This is a genomic window from Acetobacterium sp. KB-1 (assembly GCF_003260995.1).
Lineage (GTDB): Bacteria > Bacillota > Clostridia > Eubacteriales > Eubacteriaceae > Acetobacterium > Acetobacterium carbinolicum.
The window spans coordinates 2,640,494-2,662,299 of the sequence record NZ_CP030040.1 but is presented as its reverse complement, the minus strand read 5'-3'; the positions used below and the strand labels follow the sequence as shown (position 1 = coordinate 2,662,299).

General features: G+C 42.0%; 19 protein-coding genes and 1 riboswitch. All 19 genes read left to right on the top strand.

What is annotated here, in order from left to right:
- Window positions 1-5 precede the first annotated feature (5 nt).
- The 19 genes from gyrB (at window position 6) to DOZ58_RS12195 (ending at window position 21,740) form a co-directional block, all read left to right on the top strand.
- Complete coding sequence (gyrB, locus tag DOZ58_RS12285; protein ID WP_111888552.1) at window positions 6-1,922, top strand: DNA topoisomerase (ATP-hydrolyzing) subunit B; 1,917 nt, start codon at window positions 6-8, stop codon at window positions 1,920-1,922.
- A gap of 20 nt (window positions 1,923-1,942) precedes the next feature.
- Window positions 1,943-4,447, top strand: a complete 2,505-nt coding sequence (gyrA, locus tag DOZ58_RS12280) for a DNA gyrase subunit A (protein WP_111888551.1) — start codon at window positions 1,943-1,945, stop codon at window positions 4,445-4,447.
- The gene (locus DOZ58_RS12275; protein WP_111888550.1) at window positions 4,447-4,899 is read left to right on the top strand and encodes a PTS sugar transporter subunit IIA; all 453 of its coding nucleotides are present in this window, start codon (window positions 4,447-4,449) and stop codon (window positions 4,897-4,899) included. The genes gyrA and DOZ58_RS12275 overlap by 1 nt, the downstream gene beginning before the upstream one ends.
- Before the next feature lie 36 nt (window positions 4,900-4,935).
- Window positions 4,936-5,586, top strand: coding sequence for a ribulose-phosphate 3-epimerase (gene rpe / locus DOZ58_RS12270; protein WP_111888549.1), 651 nt, complete (start codon window positions 4,936-4,938; stop codon window positions 5,584-5,586).
- A gap of 37 nt (window positions 5,587-5,623) precedes the next feature.
- On the top strand, window positions 5,624-5,908 hold the full coding sequence (locus DOZ58_RS12265) for a PTS sugar transporter subunit IIB (RefSeq protein ID WP_111888548.1): 285 nt from the start codon (window positions 5,624-5,626) through the stop codon (window positions 5,906-5,908).
- A gap of 236 nt (window positions 5,909-6,144) precedes the next feature.
- Window positions 6,145-6,333: riboswitch (cobalamin riboswitch) on the top strand.
- A 155-nt stretch (window positions 6,334-6,488) separates the two neighbouring features.
- On the top strand, window positions 6,489-7,427 hold the full coding sequence (nikB, locus tag DOZ58_RS12260) for a nickel ABC transporter permease (RefSeq protein WP_111888547.1): 939 nt from the start codon (window positions 6,489-6,491) through the stop codon (window positions 7,425-7,427).
- Window position 7,428: 1 nt separating this feature from the next.
- Complete coding sequence (gene nikC, locus DOZ58_RS12255) at window positions 7,429-8,265, top strand: nickel transporter permease (RefSeq protein ID WP_111888546.1); 837 nt, start codon at window positions 7,429-7,431, stop codon at window positions 8,263-8,265.
- A 41-nt stretch (window positions 8,266-8,306) separates the two neighbouring features.
- Window positions 8,307-9,824: an ABC transporter substrate-binding protein gene (locus tag DOZ58_RS12250; RefSeq protein ID WP_111888545.1), complete on the top strand. Its 1,518-nt coding sequence runs from the start codon at window positions 8,307-8,309 to the stop codon at window positions 9,822-9,824.
- Between the two features lie 117 nt (window positions 9,825-9,941).
- Window positions 9,942-10,892, top strand: a complete 951-nt coding sequence (locus tag DOZ58_RS12245) for an ABC transporter ATP-binding protein (protein WP_111888544.1) — start codon at window positions 9,942-9,944, stop codon at window positions 10,890-10,892.
- A gap of 5 nt (window positions 10,893-10,897) precedes the next feature.
- On the top strand, window positions 10,898-11,665 hold the full coding sequence (locus DOZ58_RS12240; protein WP_111888543.1) for an ABC transporter ATP-binding protein: 768 nt from the start codon (window positions 10,898-10,900) through the stop codon (window positions 11,663-11,665).
- 94 nt (window positions 11,666-11,759) lie between these two features.
- Entirely contained in the window at window positions 11,760-13,121 is a 1,362-nt protein-coding gene (locus DOZ58_RS12235) for an MATE family efflux transporter (RefSeq protein ID WP_111888542.1), read from the top strand.
- A gap of 223 nt (window positions 13,122-13,344) precedes the next feature.
- Window positions 13,345-14,106: a methyltransferase domain-containing protein gene (locus tag DOZ58_RS12230; RefSeq protein ID WP_322519602.1), complete on the top strand. Its 762-nt coding sequence runs from the start codon at window positions 13,345-13,347 to the stop codon at window positions 14,104-14,106.
- 131 nt (window positions 14,107-14,237) lie between these two features.
- Window positions 14,238-15,602, top strand: coding sequence for a hypothetical protein (locus DOZ58_RS12225; RefSeq protein WP_111888541.1), 1,365 nt, complete (start codon window positions 14,238-14,240; stop codon window positions 15,600-15,602).
- A gap of 268 nt (window positions 15,603-15,870) precedes the next feature.
- Entirely contained in the window at window positions 15,871-16,164 is a 294-nt protein-coding gene (locus DOZ58_RS12220) for a metal-sensing transcriptional repressor (protein ID WP_242988709.1), read from the top strand.
- A gap of 31 nt (window positions 16,165-16,195) precedes the next feature.
- Window positions 16,196-17,152 (top strand): M14 family metallopeptidase, encoded by a 957-nt coding sequence (locus DOZ58_RS12215; RefSeq protein ID WP_111888540.1) that lies wholly within the window; start codon window positions 16,196-16,198, stop codon window positions 17,150-17,152.
- A 116-nt stretch (window positions 17,153-17,268) separates the two neighbouring features.
- Window positions 17,269-18,216 carry a LysR family transcriptional regulator gene (locus DOZ58_RS12210; RefSeq protein ID WP_111888539.1) on the top strand — a complete coding sequence of 316 codons (948 nt, stop codon included), beginning with the start codon at window positions 17,269-17,271 and terminating at the stop codon, window positions 18,214-18,216.
- 141 nt (window positions 18,217-18,357) lie between these two features.
- Window positions 18,358-19,296: a nickel ABC transporter permease gene (gene nikB / locus DOZ58_RS12205; protein ID WP_111888538.1), complete on the top strand. Its 939-nt coding sequence runs from the start codon at window positions 18,358-18,360 to the stop codon at window positions 19,294-19,296.
- A 3-nt stretch (window positions 19,297-19,299) separates the two neighbouring features.
- Window positions 19,300-20,187, top strand: a complete 888-nt coding sequence (gene nikC, locus DOZ58_RS12200; protein WP_111888537.1) for a nickel transporter permease — start codon at window positions 19,300-19,302, stop codon at window positions 20,185-20,187.
- Complete coding sequence (locus DOZ58_RS12195) at window positions 20,184-21,740, top strand: ABC transporter substrate-binding protein (protein WP_111888536.1); 1,557 nt, start codon at window positions 20,184-20,186, stop codon at window positions 21,738-21,740. The genes nikC (DOZ58_RS12200) and DOZ58_RS12195 overlap by 4 nt, the downstream gene beginning before the upstream one ends.
- The last annotated feature ends 66 nt before the right edge of the window (window positions 21,741-21,806 follow it).

Sequence of the window (21,806 nt, the reverse complement as noted above, 5' to 3'; positions counted from 1 at the left end):
AAACTATGCCAGAAAATAAAGTAGATAATTATACCGCTGATCAGATCCAGGTCCTTGAAGGATTGGAAGCTGTTCAAAAAAGACCGGGGATGTATATCGGCAGCACCGGGTCCCGGGGTTTACACCATTTAGTTTATGAGGTGGTGGATAATAGTATTGATGAAGCCCTGGCCGGCTATTGTAAAAACATCAGTGTCACCATTCATCAGGACGACTCGATTACCGTTGTCGATGATGGTCGGGGGATTCCCACCGGGATGAACCATGCCCAGGGAAAAACCGGGGTTGAATTGGCCTTAACGGTTCTTCATGCCGGTGGTAAATTTGGTGGCGGTGGCTATAAGGTATCCGGCGGTCTTCATGGGGTTGGGGTCTCAGTAGTTAACGCTTTATCCGAAAAATTAACCGTTGAAGTCAAACAAAAGGGCCAGATCTTTTTTCAAAGCTATGAAAAAGGCAAGCCAACCTGTGATCTGACCGTCACTGGTACCACCAACCGCACTGGTACGACCATTTACTTTAAACCCGATAAAGACATTTTTGAAGAAACGGACTATGATTTTGATATCCTTGAGCATCGTTTAAGAGAACTGGCTTTCCTTAACAAGGGGGTTTCAATTAATCTGACGAATGAAAAAGAATCACCTAAAAAGAAAGAAACCTATCATTATACCGGCGGGATTCATTCTTATGTGGAGTACATGAACCGCAATAAAGATCCGCTGTATGATAAGATTACTTATTTTGAAAAAGAACAGGACGATTATGCTCTGGAAATCGCCTTTCAATATACCACCGGTTATTCGGAGAATATTTTTTCCTATGCCAATAACATCAATACCCCGGAAGGGGGAACTCATCTTAATGGATTTAAGAGTGCCCTGACCCGAACGGTTAATACCTATGCCCGTAAAAATGGCTTTTTAAAGGGGAATGATAAGAATCTGACCGGTGAAGATGCGCGCGAAGGTTTAACGGCGATTGTCAGCATCAAGCTGCTCGATCCCCAGTTTGAAGGTCAAACGAAATCAAAACTGGGAAACACCGAAGTGAAGGGAATTGTTGAAACCATTGTCGGTGATCAACTATCAGCCTTAATGGAAGAAAATCCCAGTATCGCTAAAAATATTATTGAAAAAACCTTATCGGCCGCCAGAGCCCGTGAAGCCGCTAAAAAAGCCCGTGAGTTTACACGCCGAAAAAGTGCCTTAGATTCCACCGCACTACCTGGAAAACTAGCGGACTGCCGGGAAAAAGATCCTGCTCTGTCAGAAATTTATATCGTCGAAGGGGACTCGGCGGGTGGTTCGGCCAAATCGGGCCGTGACTCCAAAACTCAGGCGATTCTACCCCTGCGTGGTAAGATTTTAAATGTTGAGAAAGCCCGCTTGGATCGGATTTTAACCACCGACTCCTTAAAATCGATGATTATTGCCTTTGGTACCGGGGTCGGAGAAGAATTTAATGTCGAAAAAGCCCGTTATCATAAGATTATTATTATGACCGATGCCGATGTCGATGGTGCCCACATCAGGACTTTATTACTCACCTTCTTTTACCGCTATATGCCAGGTCTGATCGAAGCCGGATATGTCTATATTGCGCAGCCCCCACTTTATAAAATCACCCGGGGGAAACAGGTTGATTATGCCTATACCGATCGGGACCTGGAGAAAAAATTAGAAGGTGTGGATGATCGTTCCCGTATCAGTCTGCAGCGATACAAAGGTCTTGGGGAAATGGATGCCCATCAACTCTGGGAAACGACCATGGATCCTGGCGTTAGAACCTTGCTTCAGGTTAATATTGAAGAAGCCTCCTATGCCGATGAAATCTTCACCATTCTGATGGGAGATAAGGTTCAACCGCGTAAAGAGTTCATTGAACGGAATGCTAAAAAAGTTAAGAATTTGGACATCTAGTCAAGAAGGAGTAACGTTAAATGCAAGAAATAATTGAATTTGATCGGATAAAATCGATTAATATTGAAGAAGAAATGAAAACTTCCTATATTGACTATGCCATGAGTGTCATCATAGGTCGAGCCTTACCGGATGTTCGGGATGGCTTAAAACCGGTTCATCGCCGGATTATTTATGCCATGAGCCAACTGGGCTTAACTCCGGATAAAACCTTTCGTAAGTCAGCCCGTATCGTCGGGGATGTTTTAGGTAAGTACCACCCCCACGGGGATTCATCGGTTTATGATGCGATGGTGCGAATGGCTCAGGAATGGTCGATTCGTTATCTGATTGTTAATGGTCAGGGTAACTTTGGTTCAGTCGATGGCGACAGCGCCGCAGCGATGCGTTATACCGAAGCAAAGATGGGCAAAATAGCCGCTGAGCTGCTACGGGATATTAATAAAGAAACCGTCGACTTTGTTCCTAACTTTGATGAGTCAGAAACTGAACCATCGGTTTTGCCATCAAAATATCCTAATCTTTTAGTAAATGGGTCCTCCGGGATTGCCGTCGGGATGGCCACCAATATTCCGCCCCATAATCTGGGCGAAATCATTGATGGTACCATCGCCTTTATTGATGATCCGGAGATTACCATTGATGAGCTGATGAAGCATGTCAAAGGACCAGATTTTCCAACTGCTGGTATTGTCTTAGGTAAATCTGGCATTAAAAGTGCCTATCGTACCGGCCGAGGACGAATTAAGGTTCGTGGTAAGGTTGATGTGGTCACCACCAAAAAAGGGAAGAAGCAGATTGTTATCACTGAAATCCCCTACATGGTTAATAAATCCAAGCTGGTTGAAAAAATTGCTGAGCTGGTAAAAGAGAAAAAAATTGAAGGAATCTCGGATTTAAGAGATGAGTCCGACCTGAAAAAAGGAATGTCGATCATCATTGATTTAAAACGGGATGCCAACGAAACGATTATTTTAAATCAGTTATATAAGCATACCCAGCTCCAGGAAACCTTTGGGGTGATCATGCTGGCTTTAGTCAATAATGAACCCAAGGTGCTTAATTTAAAAGAAATTCTTTTTCACTATATTGAACATCAAAAAGAAATTATTACCAGACGAACCATTTTTGATCTTAAAAAAGCGGAAGCCAGAGCCCATATTTTAGAAGGTTTAAAAATTGCTCTGGATCATATTGATGAGGTCATTAAATTAATCCGGGCTGCTGCCGATGGCAAAGTCGCCAAGGAACAGTTAGTTTTACGGTTTAGCCTCTCAGAAATTCAGGCCCAGGCGATTCTGGACATGCGACTCCAGCGTTTAACCGGTCTGGAACGGGAAAAGATCGAAGAAGAATACAAAGAACTGATGATCACCATTGCCAAATTAAAAGCAATTTTAGGTGATGGTCAACTGGTTCTTAATATTATCAAAGAAGAATTAATCGAAATTAAAGAAAAATATGGCGACAAACGTCGCACGAACTTTGATATTGATGTCGAAGACTTTGAAATTGAAGATTTAATCGAAGAAGAAGAAGTCGTCATCACGATGACCCATATTGGTTATGTGAAGCGCATTACCGCTGATAATTACCGGTCACAAAAACGGGGTGGCAAAGGCATTACTGCACTTAGCACCCGCGAAAATGACTTTGTTGAACACCTCTTTACCACCACCACCCATCACTATTTGATGTTCTTTACTAATCTGGGTAAGGTTTATCGCTTAAAAGCCTTTGAAATTCCCGAAGGTGGACGTACGGCCAGAGGAACGGCGATTGTCAATCTGTTGCCACTCGAAGCAGGGGAACAGATTGCAACCATGATTCCGGTCAAAGAATTCACCGCCGATAAATGCCTGATTATGGCAACTAAACAGGGAATTATCAAGAAAACCGATTTAACCGAGTATGATACCTCCCGTAAAAATGGTATTATCGCCATTAATTTAAGAGAAGGTGATGAGCTGATCAATGTCCGGTTGGTTGTTCAGGATGAAGAAATTGTCATGGGAACCCAATGTGGTTATGCAATCCGCTTTAGCTCTGAAGAAGTAAGACCAATCAGCCGAACATCAATTGGTGTCCGGGGGATTGATCTGCGGGCAGATGATGTGGTTGTTGGGATGGATATTGTTAAAAAAGAACTCTTCGTCCTTTGCGTTAGTGAAAATGGCTATGGTAAACTCAGTGCCTCTGATCTGTATCGTCCCCAAAAACGTGGCGGCAAAGGGGTGCAAACCTATAAAGTCACCAAAAAAACCGGTCAATTGGTTGGTTTCTGCGTGATCAGCCGGGATGGCGAAATTATGATGATCAATAATCAGGGCGTTGTTATTAAGCTTGGCGGTAATGATATTACCGCCGTTGGCCGCAATACCCAGGGTGTTCGTCTGATGAAATTAAAACCGGAAGAATCCATTGCCACCATTTCTAAAGTTTATAAGGAGGATCCAGTGGATGATCTCGACGACGATGACGGCGAAAATCAGATGACACTCGTTGATACCACTGAAAAACAATAATGGACTCGTTAATCCATATCGATCGCATTCAAGTCAATTGTACGGTCAAGGATCAGTTTGATGCCATTGCGTTAGCAGCCACACCGCTGCTTTCGCAGGGGTGTGTTACTGAAGATTTTGTTGAAGCGGTAGTGGAAAGAGAAAGAACCTTTCCGACCGGTTTACCCACAAAAATAGGGGTGGCGTTGCCCCATACTGAAGCGAAATATGTATTAAAAGAAAGTATTTCCATTGTGACGTTAAAAAACACCATTGTTTTTGCTGGCATGGGGAATCCCAAGGAAAGTATTTCGGTCCAGATAATTTTTTTACTGGCCATTAATAATCCTGAAAAACAACTAAAGATCTTACAGACGATCATTACCATTATTCAAAATGAAAAAATGTTACAAAAAATAAAAGATGCAAAAGAGCCGCAAATGATTTACAATCTTATTAAGACCTTTTTATAATCCGGTTACAGCATTTCAAAAGGAAAGTAGATATCAATGAATATTAAAATAGCACCCTCTATGCTCAGTGCAGATTTTTCTAATCTGGAACGGGATCTAAAAGAAGTTGAAAAAAATGGCGCCGATTATCTCCATGTGGATATTATGGATGGACATTTTGTGCCCAATATTACCATCGGTCCGGATCAGGTGGCGAGCCTGCGAAAGACCATAAAGATCCCCTTTGATGTTCACCTCATGATTAGCGAGCCGCTAAAATATATCGATCGGTTTGCTGATGCCGGAGCGGATATCATTACCGTTCATGTGGAGTCGGATGGGGAGATTAAGGACTGTATTGACGCCATTGTAAAAAAAGGGGTCAGACCCGGACTGGTGGTTTCTCCGGATACTTCTCTGGAGGTGATAAAGCCGTATCTTGATCACATTAGCATGATCCTGATTATGTGTGTCTATCCCGGTTTTGGCGGACAAAGCTATATTCCAGAAAGCACCGAAAAAATAAGCGCCTGTCGCCAAATGATTGGTAATCGAAATATTGATCTTCAGGTTGATGGGGGAATTAATTTTAACACCCTAAAAGAAGTAGTGGAAGCTGGGGCCAATGTCATTGTTTCCGGATCCTGCTTATTTAAAGGCGATATGAAAGAAAATTTAGGACAGTTCAAAAAAATCATCAAGGGATAAATTCTAAAATTCTAATTATTGAAAGAGGGAATTAACGATGAAACTTGTTTTAGTTGCGTGTGGAACTGCCCTGGCGACCTCGACTGTAGTTGCCAAAAAGATTGAACAGATTGCGCTGGAAAATGGGATTGCCTGTCAAACTGTTCAAGCCAAAGCGGTAGATGCCTTTAAAAAGTATCAAGAATTACATCCCGATGCGATTGTCTGTACCTGTCAACTGGAAGGGGACATTGATATTCCGGTGATTAATGGCCGCGCTTTTTTAACCGGGATTAATTTACAAAGTACCATTGACCAGTTGATTGAAATATTAAAAAAATAGAATTGACAATTGATAATAATTTAACGTATAATTTATTTAGGTTGGATCTAAAAACTAGAGGATAACAAATATTGATTTAAGATCAATAGAAAGGCCATGAAGGTTAAGTTTATTAATTTTCGTGGTTTTTTTTACAAAAAATTTAGTTATTTACCTAGCGTTTATGAATGACAACAGAGGTGTAAGTTAAAACAGAGTCTTGACATTTGTTTTGTTCTGATATATATTACCCAAAAATAATTAAATATTAACCAGGTGTCAGCTGTCATTAAAAAATGATAAGCTGGTGAAAAGGGAAGTTGGGTGTAAATCCCACGCGGTCCCGCCGCTGTAAGAGAAAAGTCACACCAGAAATGCCACAAATAGGCAGGATGTGATGTATTGAAACTTGAGCCAGAAGACCTGCCTGTTTATTGTCTTAATACTCTACGGAAGATAGAGGATGATTTTGTGCTGTGAAAAATACAAACTCACTGTCTTTTATGGATAGTGAGTTTTTTTATGGGCTCAAGGAAAAATCAATTGACATGATGTATGGAGTTAGAATATACTAACAAAATAAAAATCAAGGGGTGAATGCGTGGGAAAATATATTAGGAAGCGGTTAGTGCAGTTAATTCCAATACTGCTTGGTGTTAGTTTTATCACCTTTGCATTAATGTATCTTGCGCCTAGTGACCCCGCTGAAATGAAACTCTCAGCTCAGGGAACCGCAGTCAGCCAGGAGATCCTTGATGAAACAAGAGAAGAGATGGGATTAAACAAACCCTTTCTGGAACAATACCTGAGCTGGCTTTTAAATCTTTTAACAGGTGATATGGGGGTCTCTTATATTGATAATGTACCAGTTAGTCAAAAAATAGTAACGGCAATGCCCTCAACCATTATTCTGGCCGTCAGTTCGATGCTCTTAACGCTTTTAATTGCCATTCCGCTGGGGATTTTAGCAGCTATCCGGCAAAATCAATGGGTTGATTATAGCATTCGTTTTTTTACCTTTGTGGGCACCTCAATTCCCAACTTTTTTCTGGCATTGGTTCTGATTTATGTTTTTGCCATGCAATTAAACTGGTTGCCAGTGTTAGCAACAGGATCGATTCGAGGCTTGATTTTGCCCACCATTGCACTATCGACGGTGATGATCTCAAAATATATTCGTCAGATTCGCGCTGCCGTTCTGGAAGAACTAAATAAAGATTACGTGATGGGAGCCCGCTCCCGGGGGATTCAGGAAAATGTTATCTTGTATAAAAATGTATTAAGAAATTCGATGATCACGGTGGTAACCCTGATTGGTCTATCGATCGGGTCGCTTTTAGGCGGCGCAGCAGTGGTGGAAACCATCTTTGTCTGGCGGGGGTTGGGGAAAATGGTTGTTGATGCCATCGGCGCCCGAGATTATCCGGTGATTCAGGGTTTTGTGGTGTGGATGGCAATTATCTATGTTGTGGTTAATTTATTAACCGATTTATCCTATCATCTTTTAGATCCGCGGGTTAAAGAAGGGTGGGAAACCTAAAATGAAAAAAATAAAACTGCCAATGGATGCCGTTCATAAGCGTTTGTATTTTCTTTTCGGTGTTGTCCTGATTCTAATCGTTTTAAGTCTAGTAGCACCCTGGCTGTGTCCCCATGATCCAAATTTAACCGATTTAAAATTGGCGAAGCAACCGCCCTCGTCAGAATATCCTTTTGGTACCGATAGTTATGGCCGATGTGTTTTTTCAAGAGTGTTAATGGGTGCCAAGGTTTCCATCTTTGCTTCCCTGGCATTAGTAATGGGGACCTTTATCTTTGGAACGGCCTATGGGGTGGTTTGCGGATATTATGGCGGAAAGGTTGACCGGGCACTGATGGGTGTGGTTGATATATTGTTGGCTTTTCCGGATATGATTCTGGCCATTGCGGTAGCGGGTATTTTAGGTGGTGGTCTGATCAATGCCATGATTGCCCTGGCGGTGACCGGCTGGACCCAGTATGCACGATTAGCCCGGGGCAGTGTCATGGTAGTAAAGTCTGAGGTTTATATTCAAGCCGCCAGGATTTCCGGAAACAGTCATTCCCGGATCATGTGGCGGCATATGTTACCGAATATTTCAGGACCCTTAATTGTTACGGCAACCCTGCAAATTGGTGGAATGATGATGGGCATCGCCGGATTGTCCTTTCTAGGAATCGGCGTGCAGATTCCCCAGGCCGAGTGGGGCTCAATGATCAATGAAGGCCGTAGTCTGATGCAGACGGCCCCTTGGATTATTCTCTACCCAGGGGTAGTTATGTTGGTAGCGGTGATGATTTTTAATCTTCTCGGTGATACAGTTCGGGATTTATTAGAACCCAAACAACAAACGATCTAAAACCAGCTACTGGTTTTAAATAAAAATAAAAAGGAGTGAATATGAAAAGAAAAGTATTGATCATGTTGTTGTCATTGATATTAATGGTTGCTGTTTTAGCAGGGTGTGGAAACAGTGAAACCGGAAGCTCGGGAGAAAAACATCTGGTTTGGGGTGAGACACAGGCGGTGAGCTCGCTTGATCCGGCTGTCGATTGGCAGGGTTGGTTTACTGTCCGTTATGCTATTTCAGAGACCCTCTTTAAATTGGACATGGAGCTGGTACCAGAGCCGTGGTTGGCGGAGTCTTATGAAAATGTGGATACCAATACCTGGAAAATTACCATTAAGGATAAGGTCACCTTTTCTAACGGCGACCCGTTAACCGCCGAGATGGTTGTAAACAACTTAAAACGGGTTGGCAGTACCAATAAACGAGCCGCTGCATTTGGCGAAGCCGCTTATGTTGTGGCGGGCAATGTTATAACAATCACAACGGCCAGTCCGTTTCCTACCCTGATTAATGAATTGTGTGATCCTTATACGTCGATTATTGATCTGGATAAAACCGCAGATCTTGATAAGGCACCGATTGGAACCGGTCCCTATGTGGTCGCAGATTTCGTTGAAAAAACGACGATCGATTTAACGGCGAACAAAAATTATTGGGATGGCACACCAAAAATTGATACGGTTCAGGTCAAATTTGTAACGGATACGGATACGATGGCGATGGCCCTTCAATCAGGAGAGGTTGATGTGGCAATGAATTTAACCTCCGACAGTCGGGAAACCTTTGAATCAAATAACGATTTTAAAATTGAAGAAGTATCAACCTCCCGGGCTTATTTCTTGTATTACAATCTTCAGACGGTAGCCGATCAGGCTGTGCGTCAAGCGATATCGATGGCCATTGATAAAGAGGGCATGGCAGATTTCCTTTTTGATGGATCAATTACACCGGCAGTGGGAGCGTTTCCAAACGATCTGGCCTACGGCGGCAGCCATTTAAAAGGAGCAATCTTTAACGTGGAAGAAGCAAAAAAAGTACTTAGTGCGGCCGGTTATATTGACACCGATGGTGATGGGATTGTTGAAAAAGACGGAAAACCGCTAAGCGTGAGCATTGTTACCTATAAACGATTAAAAAATGAAGCCATTGTGACCGAGCTTCAGTCGGAACTAAAAGCCATTGGCATCGGGGGAGAAGTAACGGTTCATGATAATTCGGACTTTTTTAAAGCCGGTGAATTTGATATTGGCATTTACAGTATTGTAACTACCGCTGTAGGCGATCCGCAGGCGTTCTTAAGTGGTACATTGGGAACCGCTGGTGTGACGAATTTTGGACATTACTACAATGCTGAGACAGATCAATTGTTAACCGAATTAAAAGCTGAATTCGACAGTGATAAGCGGGCTCAATTGGCCATCGAGGTGCAACAAAAGGCTTTAGATGAGTTTGCTTTTGACAATATTGGTTTTGTCAATATGGCAATGTATATGGATGCCAATATTACCGGTTTAAAACCACATCCAACCGATTATTATCAGATGAATGCGGAAATGGATATGAACTAAAAAAGCAATCCAGGAGGTTTGACTGTGCTCGGATTAGTGTCTCATAAACGAATTCGAGCGCAGATGTTTTAATGTCCGGACAAAAGATAAGGATACCAAAAAACGAGAGGAATCAGGATGAACAGTCTTTTGGAAGTAAAGAATCTTGATGTTGGCTATGGCAAGATAGAGATCATTAAAAATGCCGAGTTTTCGGTAGAAAAAGGTGAAATCCTTGGCATCGTCGGAGAAAGCGGCAGCGGCAAAAGTACGCTCTTAAAAGCCATTATGCAATTATCCGATACGGGTGTGACTATTCAACAGGGAAATATTTATTTTCAGGGAAAGGATATGAGAAATTTATCCAATGAGGAAAAAAGAGCCTTCCGCGGTTCGCAGATGGGCGTTATTTTTCAGAATCCCGGTTCGTCTCTAAACCCGCTCAGACGGATAAAAAAACAATTCATTGAAACCATGCAGAGTCATGTTAAAATCGATAAAAAAGAAGCTGGGGAACGGATATTAAGTCTTCTGGATAAACTGAATCTAAAGGATGGCGAACGCGTTTTAAACAGTTATCCCTATGAATTAAGCGGGGGCATGAATCAGCGGATTGCCATTGCTCTGGCAATGATTATGGAGCCAAAACTTTTGTTGGCAGATGAACCAACCAGTGCTCTGGATGTAACGATTCAAGCTCAGGTAGTGGATGAGATGATGGGGCTGCGGGAGCGCTTTGGCACATCAATTGTGATCATTACCCACAATATGGGGGTTGTTTCAAAAATGGCTGATAAAATTGCGGTTATGTACGCCGGACGGATAGTTGAATATGGGGAAAAAGCAGAAGTAATCAGAAATCATCGCCATCCCTATACCCGAGCTCTCTTAGAAGCCATCCCCAGGCTGGATGGCAAACGACCGGTGGGATTAAAAGGACGACCGCCGACGTTTAATGAAGTTAAATGCGGCTGTGGTTTTGCCGGTCGTTGCATCCATGGCTGTGAGGCGTGTAGAACAAAAAATCAGGATTTGTTTAAGGTTGCCGAAAATCATTGGACGAGTTGTCAGCATGGCTGTGGAGTTTAATAAAGATGAATAAAAAACCGGTTCTTGAGCTCAAAAATATAAGCAAGTGTTATAAAAAGGCAAAATTTGAAATAAGCGCACTTAGGCAACTCAGTTTTTATATTAATCAGGGCGAAATTTTTGGTTTTGTTGGCGAAAGTGGCAGCGGCAAAAGCACGGTAGCAAAACTGATTACCCGACTGGAAAATCCCAATGAAGGTGAGATTTTTCTAAGTGGACGGGAGATCACACACCTGAAGGGGAAGGATCTACTTAAAGTATACCAGGATGTCCAAATGGTTTTTCAGGATCCCAAGGCATCTTTTAATGGACGAATGCGGATAGAACAGTCGATTAGAGAAAGCTTTTGTAATTTACGATGCAGTCAGAATAAACTGGATCTAGAAGCGCTGTTTAAAATGGTCGATTTGAAAGAAGAATACGCCGGCCGTTATCCCCATGAATTAAGTGGGGGTGAATGTCAGCGCGCAGCCATTGCCAGGGCCATTGCCGTTCACCCAAAGCTGTTAATTTGTGATGAAGCGACAAGCGCACTGGATGTGTCAGCCCAAGCGCAGATTGTTGATTTGTTAGTGCACTTAAAAGAAAAAATGGATATGGCCATTCTTCTTATTTCTCATGATCTGGCACTCGTAAGCAGTATCTGTGATCGTACTGGTGTTTTATACAAAGGGGAGCTGGTTGAAATAGGAGAAACGCGTGATGTCATTGATCATCCCAAGGCTGCTTATACCAAAAAACTAATCGCCTCTGTCATGGTTGTCGAGGATTAAAGATAACTTGTAGGGTACTATTTAGTGGTTTTAAGAAGCAGTTTTTTTAGTGATAGTAAGAATTGATTTGTTAAAGATAGAGGAGAAAAAGTAAATGAAAAATAACAGTTTAACAGAAGGGGTCATATGGAAAAAATTGTTGTTTTTCGCATTGCCTTTGTTGGGAACGAGTTTTATTCAGCAACTTTATAATACCGTTGATTTAATCTATGTCGGTAATTTTTTAGGAAAAGAAGCAGCGGCGGCTGTTGGTGCCAGCGCTTTGTTTGTAACCTGTCTGGTGGGCTTTTTTTCAGGAATGTCAGTGGGTTCCAGTGTCGTGGCATCCTATGTTTTTGGAACCGGTGATAAGAAAGAATTAAAAAGTGTGGTTCATACGGCCATTGGCCTGGGTTTTATCTGTGGCATTATTATTATGCTTATTGGTTTGATCGGAGCACCGTATTTTCTTAAACTAATTAACACCCCGGATGAGATTATGGGTTTAGCGGTAGCCTATATTCGGGTTTATTTTATCAGTATTATCTCGGTGGTCACCTATAATATGGGTTCTGGGATTATCAGAGCACTGGGAAATTCAAAAACACCGATGTACATCCAACTGTTTGGCGGAATTGTCAATGTTATTATGGATGGGGTGTTTATCGTGATCTTTAAATTTGGGGTTGTCGGCGCGGCTTATGCCACCCTATTTTCACAAACGGTTGCGGCACTACTGGTTTTACATTACCTGATGCATGTTGATCGTGACTATAAATTAGAACTTAAAAAAATAAAAATAGCCAAAGTACATTTTTACAAAATCCTTAAAATTGGTGTTCCCACCGGCTTTCAAGCTCTGGTCATTACCTTGTCCAATGTCTTTGTTCAATACCATGTTAATAGTCTTGGTGTGGATGCTATTACTGCGTTCACGGCATATTTTAAGGTTGAACTGCTAATTTATCTGCCGATTCTTGCTATCGGTCAGGCGATAACCACCTTTACCAGCCAGAATATTGGCGCAAAGAATTATGACCGGGTCAAAAAAGGCACCAGGGTCTGTTTAATGATGGGTATTGGCGTTACTGCGGTGATGAGCACCTTTGTGTTATTCTTTGGCAGGCAGGCCTTTGGGGTGATTAATAGTGATCCTTCCGTGTTGGATTATGGCCTGCAGATTATTAGCATTACCTTTCCTTTTTATTGGATTTACCTGATCCTGGAGGTATTGGGAGGAACCATTCGCGGGGCAGGAAAGTCAGTGCCGCCGATGGCTATTATTCTCACCAATATTTGTGTGCTGAGGACGGTACTGTTATTTTTATTAATGGCCTCGGTTCAGGGGATTCAGGGAATTGCCATGACCTACCCGATTACCTGGGCTTCCACAGCGCTCTGTATGGCTATTTACTATTGGAAGGGAGATTGGATGGGTGAGTTTAAGCGCTTGTCGATGGCAAAACTAGAAATCTAATTTAAAAAGCTTCGAATAGGTAAGAGATTGAAATTTGATAGACTAATAATATGATTTTCCATGGTTGCAGAATAACGCTTGACAGAATAGTGAGATTATGAGAAAATAGCACTAATTAAATACAAGTATATACAAGAAAGTCATGAAGACTTAATTCGATCAGAAGATCGGCTTATTTCTTTGTGGCTTTTTTTATTTTTTTAGGTGCGAAAAGGAGAGACAAATGATGGAAAATATTCTTGAAAAAGTGGAGAATTATTGGGATAAACGCTCAGAAGGTTATTCCGAGGTTAATGTAGCGGAGCTCAATAGTTATAAAATGGATGTTTGGAAAGAGTTGATTAATCGTCATAAGCCAGCCGTGATTGGCCGAAAGTTGCGGGTTTTGGATATCGGCACCGGCCCGGGCTTTTTTGCCATTACCATGGCCTCCTGCGGCTACGATGTGACGGCGGTGGACTATACGGATGCGATGCTCCATAAGGCAAAACGCAATGCCCAAAATTACCGGAACCAGATTAAGTTTATGCAGATGGATGCCCATCAATTAAATTTTGAAGACAGTTGTTTTGATCTGATTATAACCCGAAACCTGACCTGGAACCTGGAACGGCCGGATGATGCCTATCGTGAGTGGCACCGGGTACTGGCTCCTGGTGGGAAAATGTTAAACTTTGACGCCAATTGGTATTTACATCTTTATGATGAAGAAAAAAGAGAGGCGTATTTTAAAGATCGCGTTAATTCAGAGGTAGAAGGGGTCAATGATCACTATGTTCGTACAGATACTACTGCGATGGAAGAAATTGCCAAAAATCTGCCACTGAGCCGAACCATGAGACCCCAATGGGACGCGGCAGTGCTGATTAATACCGGTTTTAAAAAGGTGATGGTTGAGCAGGGAATTGGCGAGTTGGTCTGGGATAAAGAGGAGCAAGTCAATTATGCATCCACCCCGATGTTTATGATTTCTGCTGAAAAATAGAATCGTGGATTTTTTAATCAATCAACCATAAAATAATAAGCCAGTGAGGTAGTTATTCTCCGAAGAGAATTCTACCTCACTTTTTTAATAAAAACTAAGATTGAGACACTGAAAATGACAAAGGAGAAGAGATGGATAACAGACCAAGCTGGTTCGTAAGTGTATCTCCTAAAAGCAGAAAGGCTCAAACATTGACGTTTATCAAAGAAGGTTTTTGGGAAAATCATTATTCTGACCAATCCGTAAATCTGATCAATGAGATAAAAGCAGGAGATCGCATTGCATTAAAAACTACCCACAATAAAAAAGAAAGGATTCCTTTCGATGCCAATGGAAAAATTGTTTCGGTGATGGAAATTAAGGCTATTGGCACTGTAACTAGAAACTATTATGATGGTAAAAGACTTGCTGTCAACTGGACCCCGGTTGAAGAACGAAAAGAGTGGTACTTCTTTACCTTTATTAGAAGTATCTGGAAAATTAAGCTTAATCCTAAAAATTGGATGACCCGAGATTTGATTGCGTTTACCTTTTATGATGAACCTCAGGATATTAAACGGTTTATGAAAGAGCCCTATTGGAAGAAACGCTTTATGAAAGAAGTTTTATATGTTGATGAAATTGTCGATGTTTTAAGACAATTGAATGGAGAAGCGCATCTATCTTATATTCAGGAAGAAATCCGCAAAAGAAAAAAAATAAAAAATCTGAAGAAAAACCCAAATTGGCGAGCAGAGATCCGTTTTACATTACAAAAATTCAGCAGTGATTCTAAATCTTTTGTTAATGGAGAGGATTTATTTTATCGAAAATCATTTTCCAGCGAGGTTTGGGGCCTCCGGGAAATGGCAAAAAGAAAGTGCGAAGCATACTCAGAAGAAACATTTCTGGCTGAGACTTTTTTGGATCTGGAAAAATATAAGGAAATAATTAGAGTTCTAAAAGAAGAAAAAAGTATCATGCTAAGAGGAACAGTGTGTAAAAGCTTTATGGCTAAAAAACTGGCTTATGTGTTATTAAAAGAAAAAGAAGAAGAGCGTATTTTGTATGTTGATCTGGAACAGGATGAAGTGAATAAAGTTTTAAAAAAAAATCCCGACGATAGTGACAAGGATCAAAATAGTAATTTATTGATTGAACAATGCGGGTTTATGGGGTTTTGTAAAAAGGCCTCCGAAGACCATCGAAACGATTATTTTTTTATCATCGATGAAATAAATCGTGATAACTTAACTAAAAATATGGCCGATCTGCTACTTTTATTTAAAAAAAGGAACAGGATGCGAAAAATGGAGAAAAACATAACAAAAAAAAGTAATAACTTTATACCAGAAAATCTCTATATTATTGGTATGATGGATATTGGTGATCGTTGTTTTAGACTCATTGATGAGATACTCAAACAGCATTTTAAGTTTGTTGAGCTGGAGCAAGCCTTTAAAAATCAGGGGTATTCGATAGCAAAAGAAAAAACAGTGAAGAACTCAACGTGCTAATTAGATCGGTTAGAGTATCTGAGACAAAGTAATAGCTGATCAATTAAGCGATTTGAAATAGCAGCAAACAACGAATGTTTAAATTGACAGAAACAATCGAGTGTGAGAAAATATAAAAATAATTAATGAGGTCATGAAGGCTTAATTCGATCAGAAGATCGATTTATTTCGTCATGATTTTTTTTGTTTCACGATAAACTAAAAGTTTAAGGAGTCAGGCATGAGCGGGGTTATGAATCATAGCCATGGAATCGATAATGTCCATGAAATGAAAACGACGAATCATTTTGAACAAAAACACCCGCATACCCATTCAAAAGCTATTGTAAACCGTTTATCAAAGGCCATCGGTCATTTGGAATCGGTGCGAAAAATGGTGGTATCAGGGAGGGATTGTTCAGAGGTGTTGATTCAATTATCGGCAGTAAAGGCAGCCATTAACAATACCGGGAAAATAATCCTTCAGGACCATATTGAAAACTGTATTGTTACGGCCGTTAAAGAGGGTGACCATCAGGCCATCGAAGAACTCAATAAAGCAATTGATCGGTTTATCAAATAATTGGTAAAAGATAAAAAGTAAGGAGAAAGATATGACGATAAAGGTTGGAAATCTGGTGGCGGAAGCAGGGGAAAAGGTGAGCGGTTATGTTTCGGTTCCGGAAACGGTAATCAAACTTCCGGTAACTCTGATCAATGGAAAAAGAGCGGGGAAAACCGTATTAATAACCGGGGGAATTCATAATGCCGAATACACCGGGATTGAAACGGCGATCCAATTAGCCGAAGAACTTATTGAGGATGAGATTACCGGGTGTCTGATTCTCATTCATCCGGTGAATATCAGCGGGTTTGAAAATAGAACCATGAGTGCAGTAGCCGAGGACGGGAAAAACCTGAACCGACTTTTTCCTGGAAATCCCAGTGGAACCGTGGGTGATAAGATTTGTCACTTTCTGGTAACTGAATTTCTAAGCCAGACAGATTTTTACATCGACCTCCATGCCGGGGATGGATATGAAATGCTGACCCCTTATGTTTATTATCTGGGCGCAGCAGCGCCGGAGGTGGTGAAACAATCTAAGGCTATGGCTCAAAAAGTCAATGTTCCCTATATGGTCAAGTCCTTTATCACCACTGGTGGTGCCTACAATTATGCAGGTTCCTGCGGTATTCCCAGTATTTTAATCGAACGCGGCGGCGAGGCTAGATGGTCAGAAGCGGAAGTATCGCTGTATAAAGCAGATGTAAAAAATGTACTGCGGTATTTAGCGGTCCTTGACGGAGAAGTAAAAGCAGTTGCAACGGAGTCGGTTGATGTAGATGATGTCGTCTACGAAAATGCTTGTGTTACAGGGTGTTGGTATCCCCGGAAAAAAGTCGGGGAGAAGGTCAAAAAAGGCGAAGAATTAGGGGTAATCAAAGACTACTTTGGCAAGACCCTGGAAAGCTGCGTAGCCAGATTTGACGGAGTGGTTCTTTATCAGGTTAGCTCTTTATGTATTTTAAAAGACGGTCCCATGATAACCTATGGTAAAATTAAATCTTAAAGATAAGATCGGTTTGCCGTGGTTGGTAATAAAAGTACAACCGATTTCCGCCGGATAAAAGATAAAGATGCGAGACATCAATTTAAACAGCCATCAGAAAGAGAAGTTTAGTTCAGATGAAAGATAATCGATTTAAAAAGGTTTGTGATATGGTTGAATTAAAGCAATTAAAGTATTTTGTTGTCAGTGCCGACGTCGGTTCTTTTAGTAAAGCCGCAGAGATATTATACACCACTCAACCTAACGTCAGTAAGGCGATTAAAGCACTGGAAGACCATTTGGGCTTTGATCTGTTTTTGCGAAAAAGCCGTGGAATTCTTCTTTCTACCCGGGGAAAGCATGTTTATGAGTATGCCTGCAAGGCCATTGAAAATATCGAAATGTTAACCTCATTTTCTCAGGTCGATCGGATTGAGACCCTACAGATATCCAGTAACCCCAGTGCCTGGATGGCAAAAATATTTGCGGATTTTTATAATCAATTTCATGTGGAACGGCTTCATTTTCAACTCTATTCCGCTTCGGTGGAAGAAATCATCAAACGGGTGGCCAGTTATCAGGATGAACTTGGTTTTGTCTATGTCATGCATAATCAGAATACCGCCTTCCAATACGCGTTGGGCAGAAACCACCTGGAATTTGTAGAACTTAAAAAAACTCAGGTGGTGCTTTATCTGGGACAATTGCATCCGCTTTATAGGGAACAGGAAATTGCTGAAGATGAATTAAAAAAACTGAAACTGGTTCAGTGCTATGAGGATGAATTTGACCTCAACAATTACTGGAGAATAACCAATTCTCAGGGCAAAGATATGCCCACTTTGGAAAGTGTCGTTATTACGAACAGCGATTGTGTGATGCAGCAGCTTCTGCAGACCACCGATCTGGCCAATATCAGCAGTGGCTATATCACCGATCAGGTTGATGAAAAAAAGCTCAATGGAATTCCCCTCTATGAAAAAGAGAATGTGGTGATGTTTGGCTATGTGCGACGGAAAAGCGAAGATCTCAGTGATTGGGGTCAGCAATTCATCACCTTTATCAGTGAGAAATTGAAAAAATAATTTTAGTTAAAAGTGGGCGGGAATGCGAAAGGATGCTAACTTGGAATGGCCGAGGAACCCCCTGGAGAGGTTGTAAGGCTATTTTTTTGATGATAAAATATTAACAAGCGAATGAGCTATGCAAGAAAGGTATAACAAAAAATGAAAAAATATATTGGCAAACGATTATTGCAGCTGATTCCGATTATTCTGGGGATCACCTTGCTGTCATTTACCCTGATGCAGACAGCCGCCGGTGATGCGGTGGATGCCTTATATGATAATGCCAGCGGCGGGGTTTCCGAAGCAATAAAAGCACAAAAGCGGGAAGAGCTGGGATTGGATCAGCCTTTTATAGTTCAATATACATCCTGGTTAGGTGGGGTAATCAGCGGAAATATGGGTGTTTCTTATATTTCAAACAAACCGGTTTTTGAAACCTTTGTGTCAAAACTGCCGGCAACCATGCTTCTGACTCTGACTTCGATTGTTCTCACTGTTTTGATTTCCATCCCCTTGGGGATTGTGTCGGCAGTCCGCCACAATCGATTTACGGATTATCTGATACGTTTTTTTAGTTTTATCGGAAATTCTCTGCCCGGTTTTTTTGTTTCACTGTTGCTCATTTATTTTTTTGCCCTAAAAATCAAGTTGTTCCCAGTGATGGGAAGTGGCGGCTGGAAGAGTATTGTTTTACCAACCCTAACCCTGGCAATAGCGATGTCTTCTAAGTATACTAGGCAGGTGCGGACAACGGTTCTGGAAGAATTAAACAAAGACTATGTGATGGGGGCCCGGGCAAGAGGGATAAGGGAGCCGGTGGTACTTTATGCAAGTGTGCTGAAAGCCGCGATGCTGACGATCATTACGCTGTTAGCACTATCGATCGGGTCACTGCTCGGCGGTACCGCCATTATTGAATCCATTTTCATGTGGGATGGGGTCGGTAAACTGGCTGTGGATTCGATTATGATGCGCGACTACCCGATGATTCAGGCTTATGTAATTTGGATGGCGCTTATTTATGTCGGGATCAATTTGGCAACCGATATTCTCTATCATTATCTGGACCCCCGAATTCGACTGGAACAGGAGGCCTGAGCCATGGATGTAACAACTATCCGTTCTGCTTCGGAGCGTGTTCACCATCAGAAAAAAGACCGAACCATGGTAAAATTTTATATTTTTCTGACCTTGACTCTGCTGCTTTTGCTAATTGCCGCCTTTGCGCCAAAGATTGTACCTTACGATCCCTATGGACAGGATCTGAACATTGCACTGCAGTCTCCGAGTTCGAAACATCTGCTGGGAACTGACCGCTATGGCCGGGATATGTTATCCCGGGTAATTATGGGGGGGCAAACTACCATTTACTCCGCCTTGCTACTGGTTGGCATCGTCATGGTTGTCGGAACTCTGGTGGGGTTGTTTTGTGGCTATAAGGGTGGAAAAGTGGATTCCTTCATTATGCGGGTGTCTGATATATTTCTGGCCTTTCCCGGGATGGTTTTTGCCATTGCGGTGGCCGGCGTATTAGGCGGTGGGATCATCAATGCGGTGGTGGCACTGGCTTGTATTTCCTGGCCAAAGTTTGCCAGGCTGGCCAGGGGACAGGTTTTAGGCATTAAAAATATGCCCTATATAGCTGCGGCAAAGCTCAGTGGTTCGCGACCGACAAAGATTGTCTTTAAACATATATTACCAAATATCACCGGCCCAATTCTGGTCACTGCGACCCTGGATATTGGCACCATGATGATGGAGCTGGCTGGTTTATCCTTTTTAGGGCTTGGCGCCATGCCGCCGATTGCTGAGTGGGGTTCAATGATGAGTGACGGGCGGAGTATGCTACAAACAGCGCCCTGGGTAATTCTAGCACCAGGTTGTGCTATTTTTATAGCGGTAATGTTATTTAACTTACTGGGGGATACGTTCAGAGATGTGATGGATCCCAAATCAAAAAAAGCGAAATTGAATTGGAGGAAAAAATGAAAATGAAGAGCAAGGTATTAACCTTAATGTTAACCGGTGTTTTGGTTGCCGGGATGTTGTCCGGTTGTGGAACCGCCGGCAGCACCAAAAGTGCGGAAGAAAAGGTCTTTAATTACGGAACGGTGGCCTACAGTGTGGGTAATTCGAATGTGGGAATGAACCCCCATGAATCATATATCGGCTGGTCGACACTGCGTTATGGTGTCGGTGAAACGCTGTTTAAATTCAATGAAAAGATGGAACTGGAACCCTGGCTGGCTACCGATTTTGAGCAGCTGGACGATGTTACGGTAAAAATTAATTTAAGAGACGATGTAACCTTTTCGAATGGCAAGAAAATGACAGGCGAAGCGGTTAAAGCCTGTCTGGATAATCTGATCGCTGTTCATGATCGAGCGCCCAAAGACTTGCAAATCAAATCCATTAGCGCTGATGGTCAAAGCATTACGATCACAACTGCAATCAAGTCTCCGGCATTGGTCAACTACCTGTGTGACCCTTATGGATGTATTATCGATATGGAAGCCGGCGTTACTGCTGATAAAAACGTGGTCGGAACGGGTCCCTATGTGGCAAAAACAATCACCGATACGGAAATTAATCTGGTAGCCAATATGGATTACTGGGGTGGAAAACCAAAGGTTGGTACTGTCAATGTCAAGAGTATCACCGATGGCGATACCCTGACGATGGCTCTTCAAAGCGGCGAAATTGATGCGGCGCAGGGTCTGCCTTATGCCAGCCTGGAATTGTTTCAGAATAACGATGACTATACCATTAGCTCAACCAATACTTCAAGAGTTTACCAGGCGGCTTTGAATTATAATTCAGCCGTGATTAAGGATGATGCTGTTCGTCAAGCGATGGCCATGAGTATCGATAAAGATGGCTTTACTTCAGTGTTACTATATGGAAACGGAACACCGGCGGTTGGGCCATTCCCAGCTAACTTCACCTTTGGTGGTGATGCAGTTAAGGACGCCAGCTATGATATCGAAGGGGCCAAGAAAGTTCTGGATGCAGCTGGCTGGGTTGATTCCGATGGCGATGGTATCCGGGAAAAGGATGGTCAGAAACTTTCGATTAAATGGCTGACCTATACCTCCCGACAGGAATTGCCGCTACTGGCAGAATCGGTTCAGGCAACCTATAAGCAAGTCGGAATCGACGTTTTAGTCAATGCGACTGACAGCTATAAGGATTTCTTAAAAGCCGGTGACTATGATGTTTTTGCCAATGCCTTTGTAACCGCACCAACCGGAGACCCACAATACTATTTCACCACCCATGTTGTTGACAATTCTGATTACAACCGCGGCCATTACCATAATGATACGGTTGAAACCCTGGTTGCTGAGCTGCGAAATGAATTTGAGGTCGAAAAACGCAGTGATTTAGCCACTCGAATTGCACAACAGATTTTAAATGATAACGCCTATATTTATGCATCGCATTTAAAAATGTCCTTCGTTATGAAAAAAGGAGTGACTGGTTTTACTGCCCACCCATCCGATTACTACGAAATTACCGCCGATTTGGATATCACTGAATAAAAAATGCGAGCATAAAAAATTGAGCATAAAAAACTCCGAGAAAAAAATTCCGATCAAAAGGATAAA

Excerpts from the sequence above, each read along its gene's own strand:
- DOZ58_RS12250 (WP_111888545.1), top strand. The coding sequence starts at position 8,307 with ATGAAAAGAAAAGTATTGATCATGTTGTTGTCATTGATATTAATGGTT.
- DOZ58_RS12230 (WP_322519602.1), top strand. The coding sequence starts at position 13,345 with ATGATGGAAAATATTCTTGAAAAAGTGGAGAATTATTGGGATAAACGC.
- gyrB (WP_111888552.1), top strand. The coding sequence starts at position 6 with ATGCCAGAAAATAAAGTAGATAATTATACCGCTGATCAGATCCAGGTC.
- DOZ58_RS12235 (WP_111888542.1), top strand. The coding sequence starts at position 11,760 with ATGAAAAATAACAGTTTAACAGAAGGGGTCATATGGAAAAAATTGTTG.
- gyrA (WP_111888551.1), top strand. The coding sequence starts at position 1,943 with ATGCAAGAAATAATTGAATTTGATCGGATAAAATCGATTAATATTGAA.
- DOZ58_RS12225 (WP_111888541.1), top strand. The coding sequence starts at position 14,238 with ATGGATAACAGACCAAGCTGGTTCGTAAGTGTATCTCCTAAAAGCAGA.
- DOZ58_RS12210 (WP_111888539.1), top strand. The coding sequence starts at position 17,269 with ATGAAAGATAATCGATTTAAAAAGGTTTGTGATATGGTTGAATTAAAG.
- DOZ58_RS12220 (WP_242988709.1), top strand. The coding sequence starts at position 15,871 with ATGAAAACGACGAATCATTTTGAACAAAAACACCCGCATACCCATTCA.
- DOZ58_RS12265 (WP_111888548.1), top strand. The coding sequence starts at position 5,624 with ATGAAACTTGTTTTAGTTGCGTGTGGAACTGCCCTGGCGACCTCGACT.
- DOZ58_RS12215 (WP_111888540.1), top strand. The coding sequence starts at position 16,196 with ATGACGATAAAGGTTGGAAATCTGGTGGCGGAAGCAGGGGAAAAGGTG.
- DOZ58_RS12195 (WP_111888536.1), top strand. The coding sequence starts at position 20,184 with ATGAAAATGAAGAGCAAGGTATTAACCTTAATGTTAACCGGTGTTTTG.
- DOZ58_RS12240 (WP_111888543.1), top strand. The coding sequence starts at position 10,898 with ATGAATAAAAAACCGGTTCTTGAGCTCAAAAATATAAGCAAGTGTTAT.
- nikC (WP_111888537.1), top strand. The coding sequence starts at position 19,300 with ATGGATGTAACAACTATCCGTTCTGCTTCGGAGCGTGTTCACCATCAG.
- nikC (WP_111888546.1), top strand. The coding sequence starts at position 7,429 with ATGAAAAAAATAAAACTGCCAATGGATGCCGTTCATAAGCGTTTGTAT.
- DOZ58_RS12275 (WP_111888550.1), top strand. The coding sequence starts at position 4,447 with ATGGACTCGTTAATCCATATCGATCGCATTCAAGTCAATTGTACGGTC.
- DOZ58_RS12245 (WP_111888544.1), top strand. The coding sequence starts at position 9,942 with ATGAACAGTCTTTTGGAAGTAAAGAATCTTGATGTTGGCTATGGCAAG.
- nikB (WP_111888538.1), top strand. The coding sequence starts at position 18,358 with ATGAAAAAATATATTGGCAAACGATTATTGCAGCTGATTCCGATTATT.
- rpe (WP_111888549.1), top strand. The coding sequence starts at position 4,936 with ATGAATATTAAAATAGCACCCTCTATGCTCAGTGCAGATTTTTCTAAT.